We start from the raw sequence: 24807 nt of genomic DNA, 5'->3' as shown, positions 1-24807 counted from the left end.
TGAAATGAAAGTGTATAATTAACAAAAGTTTAAATATTCAGAAAAGGAGAATTTATGATGAAAGAAACACAGCAATGGACGTCGAAAATAGGCTTTGTACTCGCAGCAGCCGGAGCCGCAGTAGGTCTTGGTGCGATATGGAAATTTCCATATGTTGCAGGTAATGGAGGGGGAGGCGCATTCTTCCTTGTATTTTTACTATTAACTTTATTTATAGGTATGCCTCTTCTAATAGCGGAGTTTGTTATTGGACGTAGCACGCAAAAAGAGGCGGTTACAGCTTATAAAGTACTAGTGCCAAATAGCAAATTATATCCTTGGATTGGTCGTATGGGAGTTGTTACTTGTTTTAGTGTACTATCTTTTTATAGTGTTGTAGGTGGATGGATTTTACTTTATTTATATTATAGTGTGACAGGAAGTTTCTGGAATGGTGCAGCTGATTATGGACAATTGTTCGGTGAAACGATTTCAAATCCATTAAGTGCGATTGGAGCACAATTTATCTTTATGCTTTGTACGATTTTTGTTGTAAGTAAAGGTGTAGAGAAAGGGATAGAAAAGGCAAGTAAGTACATGATGCCGCTATTATTTATTTTATTTATTGCGATTATTGTTCGTGCGTTAACACTCGATGGTGCTTTTGCTGGAGTAGAGTTCTTCTTAAAGCCAGATTTTTCAAAGCTTACAGCAGATACGATTTTATATGCAATGGGACAATCTTTCTTCTCGCTAACAGTAGGTGCCTCAGTAATGGTAACGTATAGTTCGTATTTAAAGAAAGAGGAACATTTAACGAAATCAGCAACATCTATTGTAAGTTTAACTGTTTTTGTTACAGTACTTGCAGGATTAGCAATTTTCCCAGCGATTTTCGCATTAGGAGTTAAACCGACTGAAGGACCAGGATTACTGTTTATCGTCCTTCCGGCAGTATTTGCAAAAATACCATTTGGTCAATTTTTCTTTATTATGTTTTTAATTTTATTCTTCTTTGCGACTTTAACATCAGCAATTTCAATGCTTGAAATTGTAGTAGCATCTGTTGCGAAAGGTAATGAGAAGAAGCGTCCTTCAGCATCATTATTAATTGGTATTCTTATTTTTGCAGTCGGTATTCCATCAGCGTTATCATTTGGGATTATGAGTGACGTGAAAATATTTGGGAAAACGTTCTTTGATTTAGTCGACTTTTCAGTAAGTAACGTATTGCTACCGTTAGGAGTACTAGCTATTTCATTATTTGTACCAAATAAAATGAGTAAAGAATTGTTGATGAAAGAATTAGAAGTGACGGAAACGAAAGGGAAAACGTTATTTAACATTTGGTTCTTCTTACTTCGTTATGTTATTCCGGTAACTGTAATAATTGTATTTTTAAATGCGATAAGTGTATTTAAAATGTTTGCATAAAAAAAGGCGGGGATCTCCCGTCTTTTTTTATGGTGATGAATGTAATAGACGATTATACGCTTTATAGGCTGTGGTGACTGCGAGGAATGAACCGATTAAAAATAAAACTGAGCCGCCAAATGTAAATATCCGGCCAATATACGTTTCTCTAGCTTCTTCTATTTTTTGTTGTAATTGCGTATTCATATGGATCACCTCGTAAACTATAGGCATTTAGTTATAGTCTATGTAGAATGCCTATATTGTGTGAAGTGTAAATAAAAAACCTCGGTAGGCACCGAGGTTTTTTTATAATCCGATATAAGGAGATGGGTCAACTGCGTTTGTCTTGCCGACATTCCATTCTCCAAGATGAAGTTCGAAGTGTAAATGTTGTCCGTATGATTGGCCCGTATTCCCCATAAATCCAAGCTGATCGCCTTGTTTTACAGTTTGTCCATTCGATACAGAACGGCTATTCATATGAGCATATACTGTCGTATATGTTTTTCCGTTTATACGGTGAGATAAATACACTACGTTTCCGTAACTAGATGATAATTCTGAGCGAATAACAACGCCATCTGCAGCAGCGATAATTGGAACCGTTCCCGAAGCAGCGATGTCAATTCCTTTATGGTTATCTAAAGAACGTACACCAAATCCGGAAGTTTTTGATCCAGCTGCTGGTTTGATAAAACCACCGATATTTGTATCATGTGGTGTTGGGGCCGCTTGAGCAGATTTAGTAGCTTGTTGTTTGCGAGCCTCTTCTGCCTGGCGGGCTTCTTCCGCTTTACGAGCTTCTTCGGCCCGTTTTTCTTCTTCAATTGCTTTTTGAACAGCTTGACGTTGATTTTCTAAAATGCCTTTGGATTCTTCTAATCCTTCAATCTCTGAATCTACTTTTGCTACTTTCGTATGTAGATCGTTAATAAGAGTTTGTTGCTGCTGTTGGTTATTTTGTAATTCTTGCTGTTTTTGTTCTAGTTTTTGTTCAGAGTCTTTCAGTTGTTGTTCTTTTTTCTCAACAGCCTCTTTTTCTGTCGTTACAGCATTTTGATCAGATGTTTGTTTTTTTACAATATCTGTATCGTTGTTTAATATTAAACTTACGGAGTACATATTATCAACAAGATCAGCAATGTTTGTAGAGTTTGTTAATACTTCTGTAATGATATTTGTACGCGGTTTTTCTTGCATAGATTGTAATCGTTGTTTAATAACTTCCTGACGTGTATCTATGTTTGTTTGTAATTGTTCTATATGTTTCTTTTTGTCAGTAATTACTTGTTGTGTTTTGCTAATTTCTTTTTTTGTATCGTTTAATTCAGTCTCATTTTTATTAATGGAAGTAGTTAATTCATCGATTTTCTTCTGTAATTCTTGAATTTCTTTTTCTATTTGTTCTTTCTCGACTGATTTATTTTGTAAGTCACTTTGTTTGCCTTCTAATTCAGATTGAATGTTAGATAATTTATCTTGATTCGTTTCAGCGTATACGGGTGAAAGTAACGGGGAAGCAAAAATCGTTCCTGCTGCTAAAACGCTAAACGCTGCAAATTTCTTTTTCATTGTTGTCTGACTCCTTTCCCTATGAATGTTATATATCATAAGAAGAAGGGTGTCTATCGTTGTAATCATAATGTAAAGAAAATTTTATAAAATTGCTAAGTTTTGTCGGAATTTATCATTTTTCAACTGTAATTGTCATAGTGCTTACATTTTATTCATATGTGTAACAAAGGTATATTTTGGGATTTATCTGTAAAATGAAGGAGGAAAGTAATCGTTTTTATGAGGTGAAATATTACTTGGAAAGCTAATAAAACACTAGTGAGGAATCGTTCTCATGTTAGGTTTTCTGACATGGGTCTGCTTTTTGTCAAGAAAATTATTTGTATTCGGGCAAAGTTATTTTGTTGTCAGATTTAAATTTTTGATTTATGATTTTTAACAGGGACAAAATGTAGTGAATTGTCGAATAATATGTAATACTCTTAATTTCTTAGTTTTATAGAGATAGAATGAGAGATAGAGTGACACATCGAAGAGGGGGTTACAACAAATATGAAAAGAATAGGACTTGCATGGCAAATATTAATAGGACTTGCGCTTGGTATTGCGGTTGGTGCGATTTTCTTTGATAATCCAGCTGTTGTGAAGTACTTACAACCAATTGGTGATATTTTCATCCGATTAATTAAAATGATCGTTGTACCGATTGTTGTAGCAAGTATTGTTGTTGGGGTTGCTGGTGTTGGCGATGTTAAAAAACTAGGTCGACTAGGCGGAAAAACAATTCTTTACTTTGAAATTATTACAACAATTGCAATTATTGTTGGTCTATTAATAGCGAATATTTTCCAACCAGGAAAAGGCGTAAATATGGAGCAGTTAACAAAGACAGATATTTCGAAATATACACATACGACAGAGCAAGTACAAAGTCATTCATTTGCAGATACATTTGTAAATATTGTTCCAACGAACATTATGAAGTCGTTAGCTGACGGAGATATGCTTGCTATTATCTTCTTCTCTGTACTATTTGGTTTAGGTGTAGCAGCAATTGGTGAAAGAGGAAGACCAGTTCTTCAATTTTTCCAAGGTGTAGCTGATGCAATGTTTTACGTAACAAACCAAGTTATGAAATTTGCACCATTTGGTGTGTTTGCACTAATTGGTGTTACAGTTTCTACATTTGGTCTTGCTTCATTAATTCCATTAGGGAAATTACTAATTGTCGTATATGGAGCAATGATTTTCTTCGTCGTAGTTGTCTTAGGACTTACAGCGAAAATATTTGGAATTAACATTTTCCAATTCTTTAAGATTTTAAAAGACGAGCTGATCTTAGCGTATTCTACAGCAAGCTCAGAAACAGTTTTACCAAAAATCATGGAGAAAATGGAGAAATTTGGTTGCCCGAAAGCAATTACATCTTTCGTTATTCCGACAGGTTACTCATTTAACTTAGATGGATCAACTTTATATCAAGCAATTGCGGCTATTTTCTTAGCGCAAATGTACGGTATTGATTTATCTATTACACAACAAATTACATTGTTGCTTGTATTAATGGTTACATCAAAAGGTATCGCAGGTGTACCGGGCGTATCATTCGTTGTATTATTAGCGACACTTGGTACAGTAGGTATTCCACCTGAAGGCTTAGCGTTCATTGCTGGTATTGACCGTATTTTAGATATGGCTCGTACAGCAGTTAACGTTGTAGGAAACTCTTTAGCAGCTGTAGTTATGTCTAAGTGGGAAGGTCAATATGACGCTGAAAAAGGACAAGCTTATTTAAAAGAGATTTCTGAAAAGGGTCAAGCGGCTTAATTATAATATGAACAAGCTCTCACATAATATGTGGGAGCTTTTCTGTATATAGAAGAGGAGTAGACATAATGAAACGTAAATATGGTGACGGTTCTTCGTGGAAGAGACTAATAGAAAAGAGTTATACGGTTAAGCAAATGGAAGAGGGAATGCTCGGAATACTGGATATAAAAAAGGTGAGAGAGCCTAGTTGTAAAGAATATGATGGTGAAGAACTTTGTATTGCAGCGGATCAGTATACGTGGATTCAATATTTCATAGACGGGAAAAACTTTGCGATTACCGCTATGTTAGATGATCAGAAAAAATTAGTGCAATATTATATCGATGTGGCGAAAGAATATAAAATAGACGATCGTGGTTTACCGTATTTTGATGATTTATATTTAGATGTAGTATTATTATCTAGCGGTAAGGTGTATGTATTAGATGAAGAGGAGCTAGAGGATGCTTATAAAAGTGGTGATGTCACGAAGGAAGAGTATGAGCTAGCTTGGTACACTACGAAATGGATATTAGCAACAATAAAAAATAGTGAATTTTATTGGATTTCAATATTGGAAGAAGAAATCGAAAAGTTAAAATGATTGTTGTATTCAAATTTTTGTATAATTACCAAAAAAATCTATACAAAAAATAATTGACTTTTGTTTTGTAAGCGAGTAAAGTTAGGGAAGAAATTATTATTAAAAAATAAATATGAAACCTTCTTATAAAGAGAGGCGGAGGGACTGGCCCTACGATGCCTCGGCAGCGGACTCGATTTCAGAGTGCTGTGCCAAATCCAGCAAGCATGTGCTTGAAAGATGAGAAGAGCGTTTCTTATAGATGTATAAGACCTCTTCTCATCGGAAGAGGTCTTTTGTTATTCATTAGAAAAAGGTTGAAACTAGGGAGAGATGGTACTTTGAAAGAAACGAGAGGAAATGGTTTAGCTTTATTACCACTTGGGATATTTTTGGCGCTATTTATTGGTTCTGGAATTATTACAGGTGATTTCTATAAATTGCCAATACTTGTAGCGATTTCAATTGCTGTAGGAGTCGCTTTAGTGATGAATCGTAAAGAAAGTTTTAATGTGAAAGTAGAGCGGTTCGCTAAAGGTGCAGGAAATCCGGATATCATGATTATGGTATTAATTTTTGTGCTTGCAGGTGCATTTTCTGAAACTGCTAAAGGAATGGGCGGAGTAGACTCAACTGTTAATTTAGCGTTAACTATTTTACCGCCAGGATTTATCGTAGCTGGAATCTTTGTTATTGGTGCATTTATTTCATTAGCGATGGGAACTTCAATGGGAACAATTGCAGCATTAGCGCCGATTGCTGTAGGTATTAGTGGTCAAACTGATATCTCAATTGCGCTTGCAATGGCTACTGTTGTTGGCGGAGCGATGTTTGGTGATAATTTATCATTTATTTCAGATACAACAATCGCAGCTGTTCGTTCACAAGGAACAGAAATGAAAGATAAGTTTAAAACGAACTTTTTAATTGTGTTACCAGCGGCTATTATTACAATTGTACTATTAGTAATAGTTACTTCAGGAAGTGACACGCAGATTAAAGCACATAGCTTTGATTGGATAAAGATTTTACCGTACGCAGGAGTACTTATTACAGCGTTACTTGGCTGGAATGTACTTATTGTATTAACTGGTGGAACTGTACTATCTGGTGTTATCGGTCTTATAGATGGAAGTTACACGTTAGAAAGTTTCTTTAAAAGTGTAACGACTGGAATGGGCGGTATGATGGAGTTAGTATTACTTGCTATATTAATTGGCGGTATGGTTGAATTAATCCAATATAATGGTGGTATTCAATATTTAATGAATGTATTAACACGTAATATTCGTTCGAAAAAAGGAGCGGAATTTGGTATTGCTGGTTTAGTGAGTATGACGAATATGTGTACAGCGAATAATACGATTTCAATTATCTTTACAGGCCCGCTTGCAAAAAATATTGCAGATCAATATGAAATAGATCCTCGTAAATCAGCGAGTGTATTAGATCTTTTCTCATGTTGTGTGCAAGGATTAATTCCGTACGGTGCCCAAATGTTAACGGCAGCAGGATTTGCAGCGTTATCTCCGGTTGAATTGTTGCCATATGCATTTTATCCAATCTTAGTTGGAGTATGTGGTATTGTTTCTATTTTAATTGGGTTTCCAAGGTTTTCGAAAGTAGCTGAGAAAAAAGAGTATCATAAAACAGCTTAATTTAATATGAATGTTAGTAATTAAAAAACGTGCAGAGAATAGACTCTGCACGTTTTTTTGCGTAAAGGGCTGAATATGACTCGGTCTTAAGTCTGAGTTAAAAACGGTTCTTAAGCTCGTTATGGAAAGATGAAAAAATAGTTAAGATAAGAGTATCAAATCGAAGGGAGGCAAGCACAAGATGAAACAATTTCTAGCGTTTATCGCAGCCGGTATTTTGGCTTTAATTGCTCTTGGTAGTCTTGCTGGTATTGTAGGATTTGCAATCGGAGCAGGAGTTGTATATTGGAGCTATAAATCATTTGTGCGAGCTAAATCATTTTTTGGAAAGTTAGCTTGGGGTATTGTTGGTTTAATCGGTTTATCCATTGCACTTTCTCATTCGCCAGCATTAATCGGTATCGCTGCTTTAGTGGTTTTATACTACGGATACCGTGAGTGGAAAAAAGAAAAAGATGTAGTTGTTGAATCTGCTCCAGAAAGTTCTAAACCATATAGCAACTTTGAAGATGAGTGGAACAAATTAATGAAAAACTAAAACAATAAATCAAATTATAAATAAAGTAGAAGAGAGGAAGATTTATAATGAAACAATCTTTATTCGGACGTGTACGCGATGCAATTTTAGCTGATTTTCATAACGTGTTAGATGAGAAGGAAAGAAAAAATCCAATTGCGATGTTAAACCAATATTTACGTGATAGTGAGCGTGAAATAACAAAAATTGAGAAGTTAATTGAGCGTCATAAAACATTAAAATCTAATTTTGCTCGTGAGCTTGAGCAAGCACGTTATTTCGTTAATAAAAGATCAAAGCAAGCTATCATTGCTCAAGAAGCAGACGAATTACAATTGCACGAACGTGCGTTAGAAGAGGTAGCTTATTATGAAGGGCAAGTAACTCGATTAGAAGAAATGTATGCAGGTGTTGTAGAGCAAATTGATGAGTTAGAGCGTCGTCTTTCTGAAATGAAAAATAAATTAAAAGAAATGCACGCAAAGCGCATGGAACTAATGGCACGTGAAAATATGGCACATGCAAATCGTCGTATGAATACTGCGATGCATAAAATGGATGAAAATAATCCGTTCTTACGATTTGAAGAGATTGAAGATCATATTCGTGACTTAGAAACTCGTATGAATGAAGAGCATGAGCGTGACACGTTTGATATGAAAATTGCAAAACTTGAGCGTGAAATGAAAGAAAAGAATGATGTATCGTTAACGAAAGAGTTAACAAAATAATAGTAGTATATTATAAAACAGGCTTATGATATAGTGATAGGAGAAAAGGTGTTGGAAAGCAATGCCTTTTCTTCTATGTATATGTGACAAGAAGGGGGGAGCTGAAATGAAGAAACATTTTTCAAAGACACAATTAATGGGGATGCTCCTCATCATATTTGGATTCGGTCTTTTTCTTGATATGATACTTGGACATTTTGAACCAGGTGGTCTCATTTTTGCATTTATTATGCTTATGTTTGGAAGGCATTATCGTAAAAAGAATCGTTATGTACGGGGAAATGTATTTTTATTTGTTGGTGGTATCGTATTTTTATTTTTCTTATTTTCATCAGCAGCATTTGTTCTTGTCGTATTTGCTTGTTTAGCTTTAATTGGTTATCAATTGATTCAACAAGGGCATCAGCAAAAAGCAATGAAGGTTGAAATTAAAGAAAAAGGGATTATAGACGAAGAGAAGCAAATATATCGTACAGAAACATATTTGAAAAATATGTTTGTAGGCAATGTGCGAATGATGGATCATATTTATGAACTTGAGGATATTAATGTTCAATATGGTGCTTGTGATGTGGAAATAGATTTAACAAATGCTATGATTCCAGAAGGGGAAACGGTAATTGTTATTCGGGGTGTCGTTGGTAATATTCGTTTATATGTGCCATATGATATTGAACTTTCTTTAAATCATTCTGTTATTGTCGGACGTGTGCTCTTGCCAGGTCATGAAGAGACAGGGTTTAACCGCAATGTTACATTTAGAACAGAGCAGTATAAAGAGGCTCCTCGTCGTATTAAAATTATTTCTTCGCTTGTCGTAGGCGACACGGAAGTGAGGAAAGTATAATGAAGAAACAAAAAAATATTTCGTGGATGTATATTCGTTATTCTATGTTGTCCTCAGTTAGTATCGCACTCATTTGTACAATTGTATATGTATGGAAAAGCGAGCAACAAGTGTATGATTTATTATGGAAGGAATCCATCGCTTCTGTTCCAATTGGCTTGTTTATTATGACTACAAGTTTACTTATCGGGGGAATTGTAGGATATGCAATCGGTTATTATATAGAGCAGCGTATACAAGGATTAAATACTTTTCTATTTGAAGTAGAGCGAGGGAATTTTCCGAGCGATGTTTCGTTTACTGCAGATGATGAATTTCATGAAGTGGAACGAAAAGTAATCGTTCTGGCTCGTCGATTAGAGGAGCAAGCTGGACTCTTTCAAAAAGTAACGAATGAACGAGCTCATTGGAATGAAGAGATGAGACAAGAAGCGATTTCTCAAGAAAGGCATCGTTTAGCAAGGGAGTTGCATGATTCAGTAAGTCAGCAGCTTTTCGCAATGTCGATGATGATGTCAGCGATTAATGAACAAATAACTGAATTTCCAGATGTGACAAAAAAACAATTGCAACTTGTTGAAAATATGGTTGTAAATGCTCAATCAGAAATGAGAGCATTGCTCCTTCATTTACGTCCTGTACAATTGGAAGGTAAGAAACTGACAGAAGGTATAGAGGAATTATTAACGGAATTATCGCGAAAACAACATATGAAAATTGAATGGCTTATTGAGCCAATAGAATTAAAAAAAGGTGTAGAAGATCATTTATTCCGTATTGTGCAAGAAGCGCTATCAAACACGTTGCGACACGCGAAGGCAAAGAAAACAGAAGTGCGCCTTCGAAAAATTGATCAATATGCGATTTTAAAAATCATTGATGACGGCGTTGGGTTTGAAGTAGGGGTTAATAAGGCTGGTTCATATGGCCTAAGATCGATGCAAGAGCGTGTTCATGAAATTGGTGGGACACTTAAGGTACTTAGTTTCCCGGCCAAAGGTACACAAATAGAAGTAAAAGTACCGATTATGATTGAGAGAGGGGGAGAAGTATGATAAAAGTATTGCTTGTCGATGATCATGAAATGGTTCGTATGGGTGTATCGGCATATTTATCGACACAGCCAGATATTGAAGTAGTAGGGGAAGCTGAGAATGGAAGAAAAGGATCAGAATTAGCATTGCAATTAAGGCCGGATATTATTTTAATGGACCTTGTTATGGATGAGATGGATGGTGTCGAAGCAACACGTGCTATTATTCAAGAATGGCCAGAAGCAAAAATTGTAGTTGTAACAAGCTTTTTAGATGACGAAAAATTGTATCCTGTTATTGAGGCTGGGGCGACCAGTTACTTATTAAAAACATCAAGAGCAAGTGATATTGCTGATGCTGTACGAGCTACTTATGATGGAGAAACAGTATTAGAGCCGAAAGTTACCGGGAAAATGATGTCCCGTATGCGTCAAAAGAAAGAGCAACCTTTGCATGATGATTTAACGGAAAGAGAGTTTGAGATTTTGTTATTAATTGCAGAGGGAAAAAGTAATCAAGAGATTGCGGACGAGTTATTTATTGCACTGAAAACGGTAAAGACACATGTGAGTAATATATTAAATAAATTGAATGTAAGTGACCGTACTCAGGCGGTTATTTATGCATTTAGGCATCAATTAACGAAGTGATAAAGTGAAACTTTAATTGGCGGGGAATTCCTCGCTGATTATTGGCTCGATACAATATAGATTTGGCGTTAAAACAATTGAATGTTTTTATTGACGACAAATAATGTAAGCGTTATCATTGAGGTGTTAACAGTACATATAAAGGGGAGAATGTATATGTTAGTTCAAACTATATTCGGAATGGATAAGTCTAAAAAATTAGGGGATTATGTGAACGCATTACAAGCGCTTTGTGAACAATATAATGTTGAAACAGATAAAATTGCGATTATTGAGGCAACAGAGGAATACTATTTATTTTTAGTAAAGCAAGAAGAGCGCTATGATGTTGTCAAGGTAGAAACAGTTGATACGAATATTGAATATTATACGAAGGCTTATAAAATAAGCAGTTTTAATCATGCTGCGTATCAAATGTAAAAAAACTCCCTTTTGGGAGTTTTTTTAGGAGGCTTTTACTTCGTGAGATTCGGTTACTAATGGAACTTTTTTCGTACCGCTTAACTTAGCCGTTGCAAGACCAATAAGACCTCCTACTAATGCTGGTATTAGCCAGCCGATTCCTTCATTATATAAAGGGATAAATTCAAAATATAGTGTGATAAATGAAACTGAAATACCACCTTGTTTTAATCCATCAAATACGCTCACTACAGCTGCTCCAATTAAAGCACCTACATAAACAGAGCGATATCCACCGAAGTATTTATGAAGTAATGATAGTAGTACGAGTACAATCGCAATTGGATACACAACAAGTAGAATTGGAACAGATATTGCGATAATTTTCGTTAAACCTAAGTTGGCAACTAGTAATCCTAATGCGCAAATGATACTCGCGAACGTTTTGTATGAAAATGTAGTCAATAATGTTGAAAAATATTGGCTGCACGCAGATACGAGTCCAACGCATGTCGTTAAACAAGCGAGTGTAACGATAAGAGATAATAGGAGCAAACCGTATGGACCGAATAATTGTTGTACGATAACAGTAAGTAGCTGTCCGCCATTTTTTGCATATCCGAGCGAGACGCTAGTTACCCCAAGCCAGCCGAGTGCACCGTATACAAGTACGAGCCCTGTAGCGGCAATAAGCCCTGCTTTTGCTGTGGCGATGGCAATGGACTTACGATCATTCACACCTTTAGAGCGAATTGCATTTACAACGATAATTCCGAATGCAAGTGCTGAAATAGTGTCCATTGTTAAGTAGCCTTCCATAAAGCCTTTGAAGATTGGAGAAGTTTGATACTCTTGCATCGCTGGTCCTGATTGCCCAAGTGGTGTAAATACACTTTTAACAAATAATAAGAAAATAGAGAGTAATAAAATAGGTGTTAATACATTTCCAATACGATCAACAAGTTTAGATGGATTCAAACTCAGCCAAAATACGATAGTAAAGAAGATGATTGTATATACAAATAGCACTAGGCTGCTAGAGCGGATTGTTTCTGGCAAGAAAGAACTAACCCCCATTTCATAAGCGACATTTGCAACACGTGGGATGCCCATGGATGGACCGATGGCAATGTATACAACTACTGTAAAGAAAATTCCGAATAATGGATGGACATGACTTGCAAGTTGCTGCATTCCATTTCCTGATAGAGAAATTGCGATAACAGTAAGTAGTGGTAAGCCAACTCCTGTTAGTAAAAATCCAATCATTGCTGGCCAAAAGTTTTCACCTGCGTTTTGCCCAAGCATGGGAGGGAAAATTAAATTACCTGCCCCAAAAAATAAAGAAAATAGCATAAGACCCGTGAAAAAAATATGTTTTTTTGATACAGTGTTCATTGTTTTTCCTCCTTTTTCATTCATTTGTAAGAACACAAAAAACTCGTCCCTAAAGAAAGGGACGAGTTATATTTACCCGCGATACCACCCTAATTTACACATGTAGAAATAAATCTATATGTATACGGCTTTGCAACGTACAACATGATACGTGTTCCTTGTAACGGGGGACGGCCGGTAAGAACTTACTGTAACATTCGGTTCTACTTCTCGGAGATGATTTTCGGTTACGCACTGAACGTTGGCTTTCAGCAAATCGCCAACTCTCTGGGGAACAGTTCTATAACGTACTCGTTCTCGTCAATGAATTTTTATTCAAGTATTCTGACAGTATTGTTGCATGTTTTTTTTAGAAAGTCAATATGTTTTTTGAAAGATATATTTATATACGGAAATATCGAAAGTGATATTCGTTGTTGCAAAAGGAATAATGAATTGTAAAATAGGAGTAAAAATTTGCGGAGAATTGTAAAATTCATAGAGAAAGTTGATATTTATAAGAGTAAAGAAGGGATTGTTTGAATTTACAGAGAATAATACAACAATCCACTTGCTGGAAAGAACAAACCAAAAGAGGTGACTGAAATGCTTGCGATGGGAGTATTATTTGGCATTATTGCTATAATTGGTTTTATGTGGTTATATTATTCGCGTTCGTTTAAACAAGCAGAAGTTTTACTCTTTCAAAAAGGTAGTTTATTGACAAATCAGTCTAGATATTTAGTATGTCCGAAGTGTGGAAGTGCACAGGCCAGAAGTGGAGGATATCAAGAGTGTTGCAAAATTAGATTATGAAAGAAAGGAAGCCTCACATTATTTTGTGAGGCTTCCTTCCTTACAACTTCATGGCGCTCCAAATTGTCCATCGATCTCTTTCAATAATAGGAGAGACGTTTTGTAATGCGGTCTGTATATGTTGTAGAAGTTGAGAAAGTTCATCATCTGTTAACTCATATAGAATGGATCGACCTGTTCGAGGAGATAAATCTTGCAATAATGCTTCTACAGAATCATGTATTTTTCGTATTTCCCATTGTGTTTGTGCGGGAAGTACATGAAGAGAATGTTTTTGTAATTCTGTCTGTATAGTGTTGGTTTTTGGACGTCTTTTTGACTCTATTTCAATAAGTTTTGGAAATAGAGAGAAAAAATATCCGCGAATGTGTTCGGGACTTCCTGGAATTGTACAATCTTCAATTGTTCGATCTTGTAAAATAAGTACACCGTTTTTATTTAATATACGAGAAGCTTCACGTAAAAATGTAGGAATGTCTTGTAAATGATGAATAACTGCACGCGAAATAACTATGTCGAATGTTTCATTAGGGTATGGGATATTATGTGCATCACCGTGGATGAATGAAATGTTTGAAAAGTTGTTACAATTTTCTTTTGCAGCTTGTAATATTTCTTTTGAAAAATCAAGTCCCACAACATTTTTGGCTCCCATAAGAGCGAGTTCTTTCGTATAAATCCCACCACCACAGCCGATATCAATTATTTGCTTGTTTTGTATTTCTGTAATGTTTTTTACCATTTCAGCCCAAGAAATATGAGCGTTTCTTGTTGCATATGTGTACTTATTATTTTCATCATGAAAATTAATGGACATGATAAAGACCTCCTTTCAATGATTAGTATAGCGTATTTAATAGGATGTCACGTTTTTGTTTTATGTATGAAGATTATAAGGATTTCTTATCGTAAGAGGAGGATTAATTTGAAAGGGAAATATGTATTGGTGTTGTTGTTTGTTATGTTACTAGCAGCTTGTGGTCAAGTTGAGCCGAAAAAAGAAACAAAAAAAGTAGAAGAGACGGTGAATGAAGTGAAAGAAACAATAGGGGTAACCGTTATACAAAAAAAACATAAAGAGAAAAAGTTGCAGGAATCAGAAGCGAAGTTAGTAATAGACATTTTGAATAAAGCTGAGAAACAAGAAATAACAGGAAGCTTCGGTGAACCTGAATATGAAATACAAATTAGTAGAGATGGGAAAAAAGAAACTTATTATGCATGGTTAAGGGGAGAAGATAGACGAGGATGGGTGCAATATAAGAAAGCTATGTATATGTTGAATGAAAAAGATACGGAAAAGCTTTTGGATATATTTCCAAATGTCTCAGAACAAAAAGAAGATGAGATGCAGGTAAGCCCTTTAACGGAAGTAACAAAAAAAGATTTGCAGATTACCGCGTTTCATATTAAAACAGGCGATCAAAACGTGAATTATACGGTACGGTATACGATTTCACAATCACTATACAATAAGTTAGTGAAGGAGCAAGAATATTATTTGCAACTCAATTTTCCAGAAAAAGTTCAAAAATTAATTGGAGCAAAAGAGAGTGAAATGATTTTAGGTGAAAAAGTAAAGGAAGGGTATAAGCAATATGAATTACATGCTACTGTTCCGATAAAAAGCGCTTCAGAATCACAATTAAAATCATTAGAAACATATTACGAAAATTATGATTTGAAAATATTAAACAGTGAAAAAGAAAAAATAGGTGTGTTTCAAAATATAATTCAGATTGTTAAAGATTATGGTGAAAAAATGAATTTTCAAAGATAAAGTGAGACTTTAATTAGCCCTTACGGATTGGAATGAATGTAAACTCGTCAAATCTATATGACCTTTCCTAGGAAATGATAATAGAGAGGGGAAAGCACCCCTCTCTATTACTTTGCTTTTGTAGATGGCTCATTCATTGATTTTCGTGTAATAAGAAAAGAAATCATAAGAGCGGAAAGGATGACAAGGGCAATAAATACGTGATTGGGCAACAAATCTAATAATAATACGTAACTAACGGTATAAAAAATAAGAGTTGAAGCTAAAAACGATAGAGCACCTATTATAAGAGATTGTAAATTCATTTGTGTACACCTCCTTTTATTTATATTTTTGGCTGAAAATGGATTATATAAACATTATTTCTAACAATAGAAAAAAATATGTCATAATAGAGAAAAGAACAAGCTTTGATGAATGATATGATTCATTAATGAGAGATAAAGGAGAGGAATATGAAAAATAATAAAAAAGGATTATGGGGAATTATTGTTGCGATAGGTCTATTTTTACTGTCTAAGTTAAAGTGGGTATTTGCAATTTTTAAATTAGCAAAGTTTTCAACGGTATTTAGTATGTTTCTATCGCTTGGCGCATACGCAGTTCTATATGGTTGGAAATTTGGAGTGGCGCTCATTTATTTGTTGTTTGTTCATGAAATGGGCCATTTATGGGCTGCGAAAAGAAAGGGGATCCCGACATCGCCAGCAATCTTTATTCCATTTATGGGGGCCCTTATTGGAATGAAAGAGGTGCCGAAAAATGCGAAAGATGAAGCTTACATTGCCTATATGGGGCCGCTTTTCGGACTTCTGTCATTTTTACCGGCGATACCGCTTTATATAATGACGAAAGAGCCATTTTGGGCGCTTGTTATTTTGCTTGGAAGTATGATTAATTTCTTTAATTTAATTCCCGTTTCGCCGCTAGATGGTGGGAGAATTATTTCAGTTGTCAGTACTAAAATTTGGGGAGCAGGCCTTATTTTATTACTTGGCTATTCAATTTACTTTAAAAGTATTTTGGGAGGATTTATTGTTATTATCGGTTGTATGGAGTTATATAGAGTAATAAAGAGAGATGAGCCGATTAAGGAATTAGGGCATAAAATTGATGGGATGAAAGAATATGTTACTAGGCTTGAAGAGGAATTAAAAGAAACGGGTGCTGTACATCGGACTATATACGTGATGCATCATGAGATGAATGCATTAAGACAAAGAGAACGGGAAAAAGAGTTACAAATAGGTGAACTTCAAAAAATGGAAGTGTTAGAGTATCTTTTACCGAAGTTCGAACGGTTAGATTATGTTCCATATGAAGATGAAAAAGATGAGTATACAATTCACATAAGGGAAGCATTTGAAGCGTCAGAAAGAAAATTAAATGAATGGAAAACAGAAAAGGAACAACAAGAAAACTATTATAAAGTGGATGCGAAAACGAAATGGACAGTATTTGCTTGTTATATCGGATTAATGGCTATACTCGGTTACACAGCTTATGAAGGATATATTGTTTTACAAGAACATTTGCCAACGAGAAATGTATAGAAAAATATTGTCGAAATGATAGGAAGAATTTATACAGGAATTATATTTCTACGAGAGAAAGTTACAAGTATAGTCATACATTGTAATATTTTTAGTAGAGAAGGAGTTCTGTATATGAAGAAATTGTTAAGTGTATTCGGGATTATTATCGTGATGATCATTGCGAGTTATAGTCTTATGAAAGTGCTGTTACATTATGCGAATAAGCCTGCTGAGGTAAATACAATAGCTCAAATAGAAGATGTGCAAGAAGAGACAAAAGTGCTAAATTTTATTCGAATGACACATGAAAGCTATAATAATTTCTTAAATTACGGTAAAGCAGAGAATTATACAGACGGGGATTGGAATCAATTTAAGCAATGGTTTCAACAACAAGAATCATCGTTAAAAAATATACATACAGAAATAAAGAATGAAAAAATAAAACGCGATGTAAATAGAAGCTATGAAATTGTAAAAAAAGGTGTGGAACTTCAAAATATTGAGTATGTAGTGTATGCCCACCGTGTATATCATGACTTGGATATTATCGTAAATAAATATAGAGGTGAAACGAATATCTGGGGATATACGGAGTTTGGCGATGGGAAAGATATAAAAGTAATTGAACAAGCTATACAAACAAAATAATAAGCTAGCTAGAATTCTAGTTAGCTTATTTTCTTTTGTAAATATAATGTTCATATATTATTCACAAAAACACCGTGTTAATAGTGATTAAAATCACAATCTGCATTATAAGATTCAGTTAAACTAAAAACAGTTAAGGAAATAGAGGAGTGGGATACAATGTTAAGTGCAAAAACAATTGAAATCGTAAAGTCAACAGTACCATTATTACAAGAAAAAGGCGTTGAAATTACAACGAGATTTTATGAAATTTTATTTTCGGAACATCCGGAGTTATTGAATATTTTCAACCATACAAATCAGAAAAAGGGAAGACAACAACAAGCGTTAGCGAATGCTGTTTATGCAGCTGCAACGTACATTGATAATTTAGAAGCTATTATTCCAGTTGTAAAACAAATTGGTCATAAGCATAGAAGTTTAGGTATTAAAGCAGAGCATTACCCGATTGTAGGTACATGTTTACTACGTGCCATTAAAGAGATCGCAGGTGCACCTGATGAAGTTTTAAATGCATGGGGAGAAGCATATGGTGTCATTGCTGATGCATTCATTAGCATTGAAGCAGAGATGTATGAAGAAGCTGCACATAAAGAAGGTGGATGGAAAGACTTCCGCAACTTTGTGATTGTTAAAAAAGTGAAGGAAAGCGATGTTATTACGTCATTTTATTTGAAACCTGAAGATGGAGGGAAAGTTTCTTCATTCATCCCAGGTCAATATGTAACGATTCAAATCAATATTGAAGGTGAGACATATACACATAATCGTCAATATAGTTTATCCGATGCTCCTGGGAAAGAATATTATCGTATTAGTGTAAAAAAAGAAAAAGGTGTAGATACACCAGACGGTAAAGTGTCTAATTACTTACATGAACATGTAAAAGAAGGAGATGTTTTACCAGTAAGTGCACCAGCGGGAGATTTCGTGTTAAATATGGATTCAACATTACCAGTTGTACTAATTAGTGGTGGAGTAGGGATTACACCGATGATGAGTATGTTAAATACGTTAATTGAACAAGATTCAAAACGTAATGTATATTTTGTTCATGCAGCAATAAATAGTAATACACATGCAATGAAAGAACACGTTAAGACAGTAGAAAATGAATATGAACAAGTTAAAGCATATACTTGTTATTCTGCACCGACTGAAAAAGATTTAGAAATGAAGAACTTTGATAAAGAAGGTTTCATTGAAAGTGAATGGTTAAAAACTATTATTCCGACAACTGAAGCAGAGTTTTATTTCTGTGGTCCAGTAGCATTTATGAAGCATATAAATGCTGCACTAACTGATTTAAGTGTGAAACAAGAGCATATTCATTATGAATTTTTCGGCCCAGCAACAGGCTTACAATAAGCAAAAAAACGAGGTATTTATTTTACCTCGTTTTTTATTTGTTCTCGTAATAAACGGTTTACTGTTTCACGACGTATACCTATCAGTTGACCAATTTCGGTTTGTGTTAATATTTCATATATAGGAATGTCACCTAAATATAGGGTGAACCATTCTTGTAAACGATGAAGACGTTCTTTCGGAGAGACGGTTGTCAATTGATCAATTCGTTGTTGCATCATTCTTAATTTAGATTGCAATTGCATAGCGATGTTAGCATACGATTCGGGATTTGCTTGAAGTCTCTCGTACCATTCACTACTAGTGATCGGTTCCACTTCTGTTTTTATTAAAGCGATAGCTGTACCGTGATATTCTTTCGGTGAAATTAAAGAATGATGAGGTATCGTTTCACCTGGAACGATAATGTTGAATAAAAATGGTGTTCCGTCTTCTTCTAGCCGAACTACTTTTAATAAGCCTGTTTTTATAAAGTATAAAGGACCGTCCTCGCCTTGACGGAATAGTACATCTCCTTTGTGTAGAATCAATGTTAGCCCCCCATTAATATGTTTCTATTTCTTCTATTTTAGCGTATATGTATATAGACAATATGCTATTTCAACAGCAATTTCATTGACGAAATGTATGCTATTACAGTAGTATACTATTTAGTGTGTAATAGTACTAGCAATGAATACGCTGTAGGGGGTTTAGTATATTGTTAGATGCGATGAGAATGACGGATATGAGAATTCCGGCGAATGCTATCATTCATGTAGAAGAAATGAAAGGTGGAGTCGTTTTATCCGTTGAAGTAGACGGCCAAATTATTTATACGATGGCTTATGATGAAGAAACAGATAGCTATGCTGAATTATATGATCGAAACGATAAGAGGGCGTGCCAAGTACATGAAGACTTCATGGGGTGGTCACTTCTTCATTAAAAAAGATGTCAATATGACATCTTTTTTTATTAAATCGATAGAATATACAAAGAAATGAAATATAAGGATAAAATTTGTAATAATTGATTTTGCATTGTTAGCACTCTGTAACTGCAAGTGAACTATTTTTTCGCTATCATAAAGATAACAGTCGCAGTTATAGGAGTGGTCAACTTGAAGAAAGTACATATTTCAAATTATATGTTATTATGTGTTTGTTTAATTTTATTTGTTCTCCTCGGAGGATTTTTATATTCATGTGTATAAGAAAAACGCATTCTAAAAAGAATACGTTATAAAAGGGAAATAATGATTAATCTAGTTCCAAGAATAATCAACGTAATACGTAATAAATTAATTACGGCGTTACCACTTAGTTTTGTATTAATGTAAGCCCCGATTTTTCCGCCAATCCATGCACCCGGAATCAGGATTAATGCATAAATCCAGCTGACATTTCCAAGTGAGATGTGAGTTGCAGAACTTACAATTGCTGATAGAAATACGATGAACATTGAAGTTGCTACTGCAATATGTGCTGGGAATGCAAAAAGAAGCATCATTGCTGGAACAAGTAAGGCACCGCCACCAATTCCAAATAATCCAGATATAAACCCAACTATAAAGGCGATAAAGATAGCAAGAAACGGTGGGAATTGGTAGTGTACAGTATTTCCATCATTATCTGTAAAAGAACGCTTAATTACAGACGTATTTGAGAGGGAAAGAGGTTTTAATTTGTCTCGAAGCATAAGTAGAATTGAGACGAATATAAGGAAAATCCCAAAGTATAAAGAAAATGTGTCTTGGTTTAAAAATTTATTTGCCCATGATCCGATAATACCACCAGGGCCGCTTCCGATAAATAAAATAAGTCCACTTTTATAATCTACTCGCTTATGCTTCATGTAAGTAAGGGTGGAAGATAGTCCTGTGAAAACGACTGTTACCATAGAAGTCCCTACTGCAAGTTGTGGTGATAAACTGTGTAATCCAATTAATAACGGAACAATAATAATTCCGCCTCCAAGCCCAACTAGGCTGCCGACTGTTCCGGCGATTAGTCCGATGAAAAGTAACATGATGTATTCCAAAATTGCCAACTCCTCTAAATAACTTATCCACCAATTATTATACACGCTTTTTAATGAGAAATAGGCTTGTTCACAAAAAAGTCGTCTTCCTAGAAAAATAAGGAAGACGACTTTTGATTAGAAAACAAAATGTAATAGGTAGTAAAACAGAGCAGCTAAAGAAGCTGAAATAGGAAGTGTAATAACCCATGTAATTAACATGCGTTTTGCAGTTCCCCATTTTACCCCTTTCACACGGTGAGAAGCACCAACCCCTAAAATAGAAGAAGAGATAACGTGCGTCGTACTAACCGGTAAGTGAATGAATGTTGCACCGAAAATAACAAGTGATGATGATAAATCGGCAGCTACACCATTTACAGGACGAATTTTCATAATTTGTCCACCGACAGTTTTAATAATTTTCCATCCGCCGACAGAAGTACCAAGCCCCATTGCGATAGCACAAGATAATTGTACCCAGAACGGGATATCGCTAGAAGTATGATAGTTATTAGCCATAAGAGCCATCGTAATGATTCCCATTGCTTTTTGTGCATCATTCGTACCGTGTGTGTAGGCTTGTAATGCTGCAGTGAAAATCTGGAATATACGGAAGTTCTTATTCGTTTTTGTTAAGTTAAAGTTTTTAAATACTACTTTAAAAATACTGTATACGGTATAACCAATAACGAAAGCGATAATCGGTGAAATGATTAAAGCTTCAATAATTTTAATAAATCCTTTAAGATTTAGCGAGCTAATCCCAGCGGCCGCAATTGCTGCACCTGCGATTGAGCCGATAATTGCATGCGAAGAACTACTTGGAATACCGTAGTACCAAGTAATTAAGTTCCAAGCTATCGCCGCAAGCAAAGCAGCTAAAATTACAAGAGAACCATTTTGTAAGGCGAATGGATCAACGATATCTTTTGTAATCGTTTTTGCTACACCTGTAAATGTCATTGCGCCTAAAAAGTTCATAATAGCCGCCATAATAATGGCATGTCTAGGCTTTAGAGCTTTCGTTGAAACAGCCGTTGCAATAGCGTTTGCTGTATCGTGAAATCCATTGATAAAGTCAAAAGCTAAAGCGCAAATGACTACTAAAACGGTCAGTATCAAGAGTGTATCCATGATCAAACTCCTTACGCGTTCTTCATAATAATTGTTTCTAATACGTTTGCAACGCTTTGACAGCTATCAGCTACTTCTTCAAGCTCTTCGTAAATCTCTTTAAATTGAATAATCTTAATCGGATCTTTTTCACGAGAGAATAAGTTCTTAATCGCATGACGGCGAATATCATCACACTGTGATTCATAATCCTTAATTTTAATCGCATTTGTACGAATGTCGACTAATTTTTTGTTAGACATTAATTCAACAGAGTTTGCAATCTCAATCGCACATTGATTAATTGCTTCTACGAATTTAATCATGTATTCATCAGCTTCTGTAATAGAATACATTTCGAACAGACCAGCACTGTGATCTAATCCGTCTAATACATCATCCATACTCATTGCAAGTTGTAGGATGTCCTCACGCTCAATCGGAGTGATAAACGCTTTGTTTAACTCCATAATGATTTCGTGAATAAATGAGTCACCTTTTGACTCATACTCTTTCATGCGCATAGAAAATTCTTTTAAATCGCTAGCATTTTTAATTTTATACTCCACGAAAAACTGCGCGCCTTCTTTTAAATTTTCGGAAACATTCATTAACATTTCAGAAAATTTATCTTTTTTTGATTTAAAGACCATTATTGTTACCCCCACAAAAGTAATATATGTAAAATATATTGGCTAATCAATTCTAACAAAAAACTGTCGTTTTTTAAAACATTTTATCGAAAAGTTTACAAAAACTTAACATAACTCTCGTTGTTCTATTAATAATATTAATATCCAATAGTGAATATCTTACTTGTAGAATGTCCTTTTCTTGCAAAAAGTATGAATGCAAAAGAAAAGCTTTACACTATAGGAATGACTACGTTATTATAATAAATTTAAAAGGCGGTATATTCTTCCTTTTAAAAAGAAGAGTGTAAATAAATGAAGGAAGTGAACGAATGAAATTGAAGAACACTCATTTTAAAAAAATGCTTGAGTGGTTCAATAAGAGGAAGAAACTTCGTAATTCATTAATTGTATTGGGAGGTGTATTCGTTACTCTATTTATTGCTGTAAATATAATAATTTCCATTCAAGACATATCTGAATTAAAACAAGCTGTTCCACAACCGACTTTAATTTATGATGCAAATAATGAGGTCGCAACTAAATTAGCTTCTTCGAAAACAGAAGGCGTTAAAAGAAAAGATATTCCTGATATTATGGTTCAGGCAATTGTTGCAGTAGAAGATAAGGAATTTTTTAACCATCATGGTATTTATTATAGTGGAATTATAAGTGCGGTTTTTAAAAATATTACAGCAGGAGAAGTTGTAGCAGGGGGAAGTACAATAACACAACAACTTGCGAAAAATGTATTTCTGACACAAGACCGCACATACTCCCGAAAAATAAAGGAATATTTTTTAACGAAAAAAATAGAGCGCACGTATACGAAAGATGAAATCATTGAAATGTATATGAACCAAATTTATTTTGGTGAAGGTGCTTGGGGTATAAAAAGGGCAGCTAAATCTTATTTTGATAAAGATGTAAAAGATTTAACAATTTCAGAAGCTGCAACGATTGCGGGCTTGATTAAAGCACCATCTGCGTATTCACCTTATAAAAACTTTAACAAGTCAATTGAAAGACGTAATGTCGTATTAAGTTTAATGAAAGAGCAAGGGTATATTTCTGACGAACAGTATAATAAAGAAAAAGAGAGCGGACTTGTGTTAAAACGTGGCGTTGATGATAAATACAAGGGAAAATACTCTCAATATGTAGACTATATTGTTAGAGAAGCGATGGAAAAGTACGAATTAACACAAAATGAAATTTTAGCGGGTGGTTATCATATTTATACAGAGCTTGACCCGAAAAAACAACAGGCTGTAGAAGACGTTGTGAATAATGATAGTTATTTCAAAGATAGTGGCTCAGACCAACTTATGCAAACGGGTGTAGTTCTTATGAACCCCAAAACAGGTGGTGTACCAGCTCTAGTTGGAGGCAGAGGGCCGTATCAGTTTTTACAGTTTAACCATGCAACCCAATTAAAAAGACAACCTGGCTCAACGTTAAAGCCTTTGGCTGTATATGTACCAGCGTTAGAACAAGGATATGAAGTATACGATATATTAAAAGATGAACCATTTAACATTAAAGAATATAAACCACAAAATAGCGATCATACTTTTCACGGTGATGTGACAATGTATGAAGCTGTGGCAAAGTCGTACAATGTTTCAGCTGTGTGGCTATTAGAACAAATTGGATTAGATAAAGGATTGAAATCTTTAGAGCGATTTGGTATCCCATTAGTGCCAGAAGATCGTACGTATCCGATTGCTTTAGGCGGTATGCATGTGGGGACATCTCCATTTGTAATGGCTCAAGCATACAGTACATTTGCAAATGATGGAGTCCAAGTGGAAGCTCATGCAATTAGGGAGGTACAAAATGCTGAAGGTGAAACGCTTGGAAAGTGGTATAAGAAAGAGACACGAGTGACGAGCGAGAAAGTCTCTCAAAAGATGACATATTTATTAAAAGGTGTTGTCGAAAAGGGAACGGGCGAAAAGGCGAAAGTTAATAATGTTGATACGGCAGGTAAGACAGGAACTACTCAAATTGTAAATGGCCCGAGCACCGGTGCAAAGGATTCATGGTTTGTTGGATACACGCCAGATTTGGTAGGTGCGATTTGGGTAGGATATGATAAAACAGATAGCGATCATTATGTTCCGGGTGGTAGTCAAATTACGACGACAATGTTCCGGGATATTATGAAAAAAGCAAACGCAAATCCAGCTCAAAAAGCATTCCAGTTATCGCTCATATCTGAGGCTGATTATAAAAAACAATTGACTACAATAGAAGAGGAAAAACGAAGAAAAGAAGAAGAGAAGAGAAGGAAAGAAGAGGAACAACAACGAAAACAAGAGCAACAAGAGTGGCTTGATAAAGTGAAAGAATGGATTCCTTCATTTTGGTAAAAGAAAGAGGCGAA

The 24807-nt window shown here is 35.0% G+C and carries 26 protein-coding genes, 1 riboswitch and 1 other annotated feature; of the genes, 17 read left to right on the top strand and 9 right to left on the bottom strand.

Translation table 11 applies throughout. From position 1 onward, the window contains the following. The first annotated feature begins 57 nt into the window (after positions 1-57). Entirely contained in the window at positions 58-1413 is a 1356-nt protein-coding gene (locus tag ACUN13_RS08305; protein ID WP_025688984.1) for a sodium-dependent transporter, read from the top strand. A 27-nt stretch (positions 1414-1440) separates the two neighbouring features. On the opposite strand, the gene ACUN13_RS08300 is transcribed toward ACUN13_RS08305, so the two are convergent. Both ACUN13_RS08300 and ACUN13_RS08295 read right to left on the bottom strand, forming a co-directional pair. Continuing rightward, complete coding sequence (locus ACUN13_RS08300; RefSeq protein WP_445423750.1) at positions 1441-1599, bottom strand: hypothetical protein; 159 nt, start codon at positions 1597-1599, stop codon at positions 1441-1443. Between the two features lie 102 nt (positions 1600-1701). Further along, the gene (locus ACUN13_RS08295) at positions 1702-2967 is read right to left on the bottom strand and encodes a murein hydrolase activator EnvC family protein (protein ID WP_000726086.1); all 1266 of its coding nucleotides are present in this window, start codon (positions 2965-2967) and stop codon (positions 1702-1704) included. Positions 2968-3462: 495 nt separating this feature from the next. Between ACUN13_RS08295 and gltP the strand changes: the two genes are divergently transcribed. From gltP to ACUN13_RS08250, 9 genes are all read left to right on the top strand, one after another. Next, complete coding sequence (gene gltP, locus ACUN13_RS08290; protein WP_000821130.1) at positions 3463-4737, top strand: glutamate/aspartate:proton symporter GltP; 1275 nt, start codon at positions 3463-3465, stop codon at positions 4735-4737. Between the two features lie 68 nt (positions 4738-4805). Beyond that, on the top strand, positions 4806-5324 hold the full coding sequence (locus ACUN13_RS08285) for a DUF402 domain-containing protein (RefSeq protein ID WP_025688989.1): 519 nt from the start codon (positions 4806-4808) through the stop codon (positions 5322-5324). Positions 5325-5444: 120 nt separating this feature from the next. Further along, a riboswitch (SAM riboswitch) is annotated at positions 5445-5550 on the top strand. 94 nt (positions 5551-5644) lie between these two features. Continuing rightward, positions 5645-6961, top strand: a complete 1317-nt coding sequence (locus ACUN13_RS08280; RefSeq protein WP_000665496.1) for a Na+/H+ antiporter NhaC family protein — start codon at positions 5645-5647, stop codon at positions 6959-6961. Between the two features lie 181 nt (positions 6962-7142). Then, entirely contained in the window at positions 7143-7499 is a 357-nt protein-coding gene (locus tag ACUN13_RS08275) for a lmo0954 family membrane protein (protein WP_000808640.1), read from the top strand. A gap of 47 nt (positions 7500-7546) precedes the next feature. Beyond that, positions 7547-8209, top strand: coding sequence for a PspA/IM30 family protein (locus ACUN13_RS08270; protein ID WP_000814124.1), 663 nt, complete (start codon positions 7547-7549; stop codon positions 8207-8209). Between the two features lie 106 nt (positions 8210-8315). After that, positions 8316-9056, top strand: coding sequence for a cell wall-active antibiotics response protein LiaF (liaF, locus tag ACUN13_RS08265; protein WP_025688992.1), 741 nt, complete (start codon positions 8316-8318; stop codon positions 9054-9056). Continuing rightward, on the top strand, positions 9056-10111 hold the full coding sequence (locus ACUN13_RS08260; protein WP_000744326.1) for a sensor histidine kinase: 1056 nt from the start codon (positions 9056-9058) through the stop codon (positions 10109-10111). Before liaF ends, ACUN13_RS08260 begins: the two co-directional genes overlap by 1 nt. Next, positions 10108-10740: a response regulator gene (locus ACUN13_RS08255; protein ID WP_000598707.1), complete on the top strand. Its 633-nt coding sequence runs from the start codon at positions 10108-10110 to the stop codon at positions 10738-10740. The genes ACUN13_RS08260 and ACUN13_RS08255 overlap by 4 nt, the downstream gene beginning before the upstream one ends. A gap of 81 nt (positions 10741-10821) precedes the next feature. After that, positions 10822-11160 carry a DUF3922 domain-containing protein gene (locus ACUN13_RS08250; RefSeq protein WP_002025529.1) on the top strand — a complete coding sequence of 113 codons (339 nt, stop codon included), beginning with the start codon at positions 10822-10824 and terminating at the stop codon, positions 11158-11160. A gap of 24 nt (positions 11161-11184) precedes the next feature. Here the strand turns inward: ACUN13_RS08250 and brnQ3 are convergent, their stop codons facing one another. Continuing rightward, a complete protein-coding gene (brnQ3, locus tag ACUN13_RS08245) occupies positions 11185-12540 on the bottom strand; it encodes a branched-chain amino acid transport system II carrier protein BrnQ3 (protein ID WP_025688993.1) in 1356 nt (451 codons plus the stop codon). Between the two features lie 54 nt (positions 12541-12594). Further along, positions 12595-12853 (bottom strand) — a binding site (T-box leader). 272 nt (positions 12854-13125) lie between these two features. Here brnQ3 and ACUN13_RS08240 point away from each other — a divergent pair. Beyond that, entirely contained in the window at positions 13126-13335 is a 210-nt protein-coding gene (locus ACUN13_RS08240; protein ID WP_000880630.1) for a hypothetical protein, read from the top strand. Positions 13336-13375: 40 nt separating this feature from the next. On the opposite strand, the gene ACUN13_RS08235 is transcribed toward ACUN13_RS08240, so the two are convergent. Next, positions 13376-14152, bottom strand: coding sequence for a class I SAM-dependent methyltransferase (locus ACUN13_RS08235; RefSeq protein WP_000026281.1), 777 nt, complete (start codon positions 14150-14152; stop codon positions 13376-13378). A 108-nt stretch (positions 14153-14260) separates the two neighbouring features. Here ACUN13_RS08235 and ACUN13_RS08230 point away from each other — a divergent pair, with 108 nt between their 5' ends. Beyond that, positions 14261-15115, top strand: coding sequence for a hypothetical protein (locus tag ACUN13_RS08230; RefSeq protein ID WP_000677063.1), 855 nt, complete (start codon positions 14261-14263; stop codon positions 15113-15115). 107 nt (positions 15116-15222) lie between these two features. Here the strand turns inward: ACUN13_RS08230 and ACUN13_RS08225 are convergent, their stop codons facing one another. Next, complete coding sequence (locus ACUN13_RS08225) at positions 15223-15420, bottom strand: hypothetical protein (protein ID WP_001053357.1); 198 nt, start codon at positions 15418-15420, stop codon at positions 15223-15225. 150 nt (positions 15421-15570) lie between these two features. Here ACUN13_RS08225 and ACUN13_RS08220 point away from each other — a divergent pair, with 150 nt between their 5' ends. From ACUN13_RS08220 to hmpA, 3 genes are all read left to right on the top strand, one after another. Beyond that, positions 15571-16668, top strand: a complete 1098-nt coding sequence (locus ACUN13_RS08220) for a site-2 protease family protein (RefSeq protein WP_025688999.1) — start codon at positions 15571-15573, stop codon at positions 16666-16668. Between the two features lie 114 nt (positions 16669-16782). After that, the gene (locus ACUN13_RS08215; protein WP_000735526.1) at positions 16783-17301 is read left to right on the top strand and encodes a hypothetical protein; all 519 of its coding nucleotides are present in this window, start codon (positions 16783-16785) and stop codon (positions 17299-17301) included. A gap of 159 nt (positions 17302-17460) precedes the next feature. Further along, positions 17461-18669, top strand: a complete 1209-nt coding sequence (hmpA, locus tag ACUN13_RS08210) for an NO-inducible flavohemoprotein (protein ID WP_025689001.1) — start codon at positions 17461-17463, stop codon at positions 18667-18669. Between the two features lie 17 nt (positions 18670-18686). Here the strand turns inward: hmpA and ACUN13_RS08205 are convergent, their stop codons facing one another. Next, positions 18687-19199, bottom strand: a complete 513-nt coding sequence (locus ACUN13_RS08205; RefSeq protein ID WP_000600585.1) for a Crp/Fnr family transcriptional regulator — start codon at positions 19197-19199, stop codon at positions 18687-18689. A gap of 170 nt (positions 19200-19369) precedes the next feature. Here ACUN13_RS08205 and ACUN13_RS08200 point away from each other — a divergent pair, with 170 nt between their 5' ends. Beyond that, positions 19370-19597 carry a hypothetical protein gene (locus ACUN13_RS08200; RefSeq protein ID WP_000883009.1) on the top strand — a complete coding sequence of 76 codons (228 nt, stop codon included), beginning with the start codon at positions 19370-19372 and terminating at the stop codon, positions 19595-19597. Between the two features lie 293 nt (positions 19598-19890). On the opposite strand, the gene ACUN13_RS08195 is transcribed toward ACUN13_RS08200, so the two are convergent. The 3 genes from ACUN13_RS08195 to ACUN13_RS08185 form a co-directional block, all read right to left on the bottom strand. Continuing rightward, positions 19891-20691, bottom strand: coding sequence for a sulfite exporter TauE/SafE family protein (locus ACUN13_RS08195; protein ID WP_000455762.1), 801 nt, complete (start codon positions 20689-20691; stop codon positions 19891-19893). Positions 20692-20808: 117 nt separating this feature from the next. Beyond that, positions 20809-21807 carry an inorganic phosphate transporter gene (locus ACUN13_RS08190; RefSeq protein WP_000380273.1) on the bottom strand — a complete coding sequence of 333 codons (999 nt, stop codon included), beginning with the start codon at positions 21805-21807 and terminating at the stop codon, positions 20809-20811. Between the two features lie 11 nt (positions 21808-21818). Then, positions 21819-22439: a DUF47 domain-containing protein gene (locus ACUN13_RS08185; protein WP_000231449.1), complete on the bottom strand. Its 621-nt coding sequence runs from the start codon at positions 22437-22439 to the stop codon at positions 21819-21821. Between the two features lie 311 nt (positions 22440-22750). On the opposite strand from ACUN13_RS08185, the gene ACUN13_RS08180 reads away from it, so the two are divergent. Next, the gene (locus ACUN13_RS08180; RefSeq protein ID WP_445423748.1) at positions 22751-24793 is read left to right on the top strand and encodes a transglycosylase domain-containing protein; all 2043 of its coding nucleotides are present in this window, start codon (positions 22751-22753) and stop codon (positions 24791-24793) included. The last annotated feature ends 14 nt before the right edge of the window (positions 24794-24807 follow it).

This window comes from Bacillus cereus group sp. Bce041 (genome assembly GCF_052646455.1).
Note: the sequence above shows the minus strand (reverse complement) of the source record. Positions and strands in the feature narration are given on the sequence as shown.

What these genes read in the sequence shown, in the direction of transcription:
- ACUN13_RS08305 (WP_025688984.1), top strand. Translation starts at nt 58, where the DNA reads ATGAAAGAAACACAGCAATGGACGTCGAAAATAGGCTTTGTACTCGCA.
- ACUN13_RS08300 (WP_445423750.1), bottom strand. Translation starts at nt 1,599, where the DNA reads ATGAATACGCAATTACAACAAAAAATAGAAGAAGCTAGAGAAACGTAT.
- ACUN13_RS08295 (WP_000726086.1), bottom strand. Translation starts at nt 2,967, where the DNA reads ATGAAAAAGAAATTTGCAGCGTTTAGCGTTTTAGCAGCAGGAACGATT.
- gltP (WP_000821130.1), top strand. Translation starts at nt 3,463, where the DNA reads ATGAAAAGAATAGGACTTGCATGGCAAATATTAATAGGACTTGCGCTT.
- ACUN13_RS08285 (WP_025688989.1), top strand. Translation starts at nt 4,806, where the DNA reads ATGAAACGTAAATATGGTGACGGTTCTTCGTGGAAGAGACTAATAGAA.
- ACUN13_RS08275 (WP_000808640.1), top strand. Translation starts at nt 7,143, where the DNA reads ATGAAACAATTTCTAGCGTTTATCGCAGCCGGTATTTTGGCTTTAATT.
- ACUN13_RS08270 (WP_000814124.1), top strand. Translation starts at nt 7,547, where the DNA reads ATGAAACAATCTTTATTCGGACGTGTACGCGATGCAATTTTAGCTGAT.
- liaF (WP_025688992.1), top strand. Translation starts at nt 8,316, where the DNA reads ATGAAGAAACATTTTTCAAAGACACAATTAATGGGGATGCTCCTCATC.
- ACUN13_RS08260 (WP_000744326.1), top strand. Translation starts at nt 9,056, where the DNA reads ATGAAGAAACAAAAAAATATTTCGTGGATGTATATTCGTTATTCTATG.
- ACUN13_RS08255 (WP_000598707.1), top strand. Translation starts at nt 10,108, where the DNA reads ATGATAAAAGTATTGCTTGTCGATGATCATGAAATGGTTCGTATGGGT.
- ACUN13_RS08250 (WP_002025529.1), top strand. Translation starts at nt 10,822, where the DNA reads ATGTTTTTATTGACGACAAATAATGTAAGCGTTATCATTGAGGTGTTA.
- brnQ3 (WP_025688993.1), bottom strand. Translation starts at nt 12,540, where the DNA reads ATGAACACTGTATCAAAAAAACATATTTTTTTCACGGGTCTTATGCTA.
- ACUN13_RS08240 (WP_000880630.1), top strand. Translation starts at nt 13,126, where the DNA reads ATGCTTGCGATGGGAGTATTATTTGGCATTATTGCTATAATTGGTTTT.
- ACUN13_RS08235 (WP_000026281.1), bottom strand. Translation starts at nt 14,152, where the DNA reads ATGTCCATTAATTTTCATGATGAAAATAATAAGTACACATATGCAACA.
- ACUN13_RS08225 (WP_001053357.1), bottom strand. Translation starts at nt 15,420, where the DNA reads ATGAATTTACAATCTCTTATAATAGGTGCTCTATCGTTTTTAGCTTCA.
- ACUN13_RS08220 (WP_025688999.1), top strand. Translation starts at nt 15,571, where the DNA reads ATGAAAAATAATAAAAAAGGATTATGGGGAATTATTGTTGCGATAGGT.
- ACUN13_RS08215 (WP_000735526.1), top strand. Translation starts at nt 16,783, where the DNA reads ATGAAGAAATTGTTAAGTGTATTCGGGATTATTATCGTGATGATCATT.
- hmpA (WP_025689001.1), top strand. Translation starts at nt 17,461, where the DNA reads ATGTTAAGTGCAAAAACAATTGAAATCGTAAAGTCAACAGTACCATTA.
- ACUN13_RS08190 (WP_000380273.1), bottom strand. Translation starts at nt 21,807, where the DNA reads ATGGATACACTCTTGATACTGACCGTTTTAGTAGTCATTTGCGCTTTA.
- ACUN13_RS08185 (WP_000231449.1), bottom strand. Translation starts at nt 22,439, where the DNA reads ATGGTCTTTAAATCAAAAAAAGATAAATTTTCTGAAATGTTAATGAAT.
- ACUN13_RS08180 (WP_445423748.1), top strand. Translation starts at nt 22,751, where the DNA reads ATGAAATTGAAGAACACTCATTTTAAAAAAATGCTTGAGTGGTTCAAT.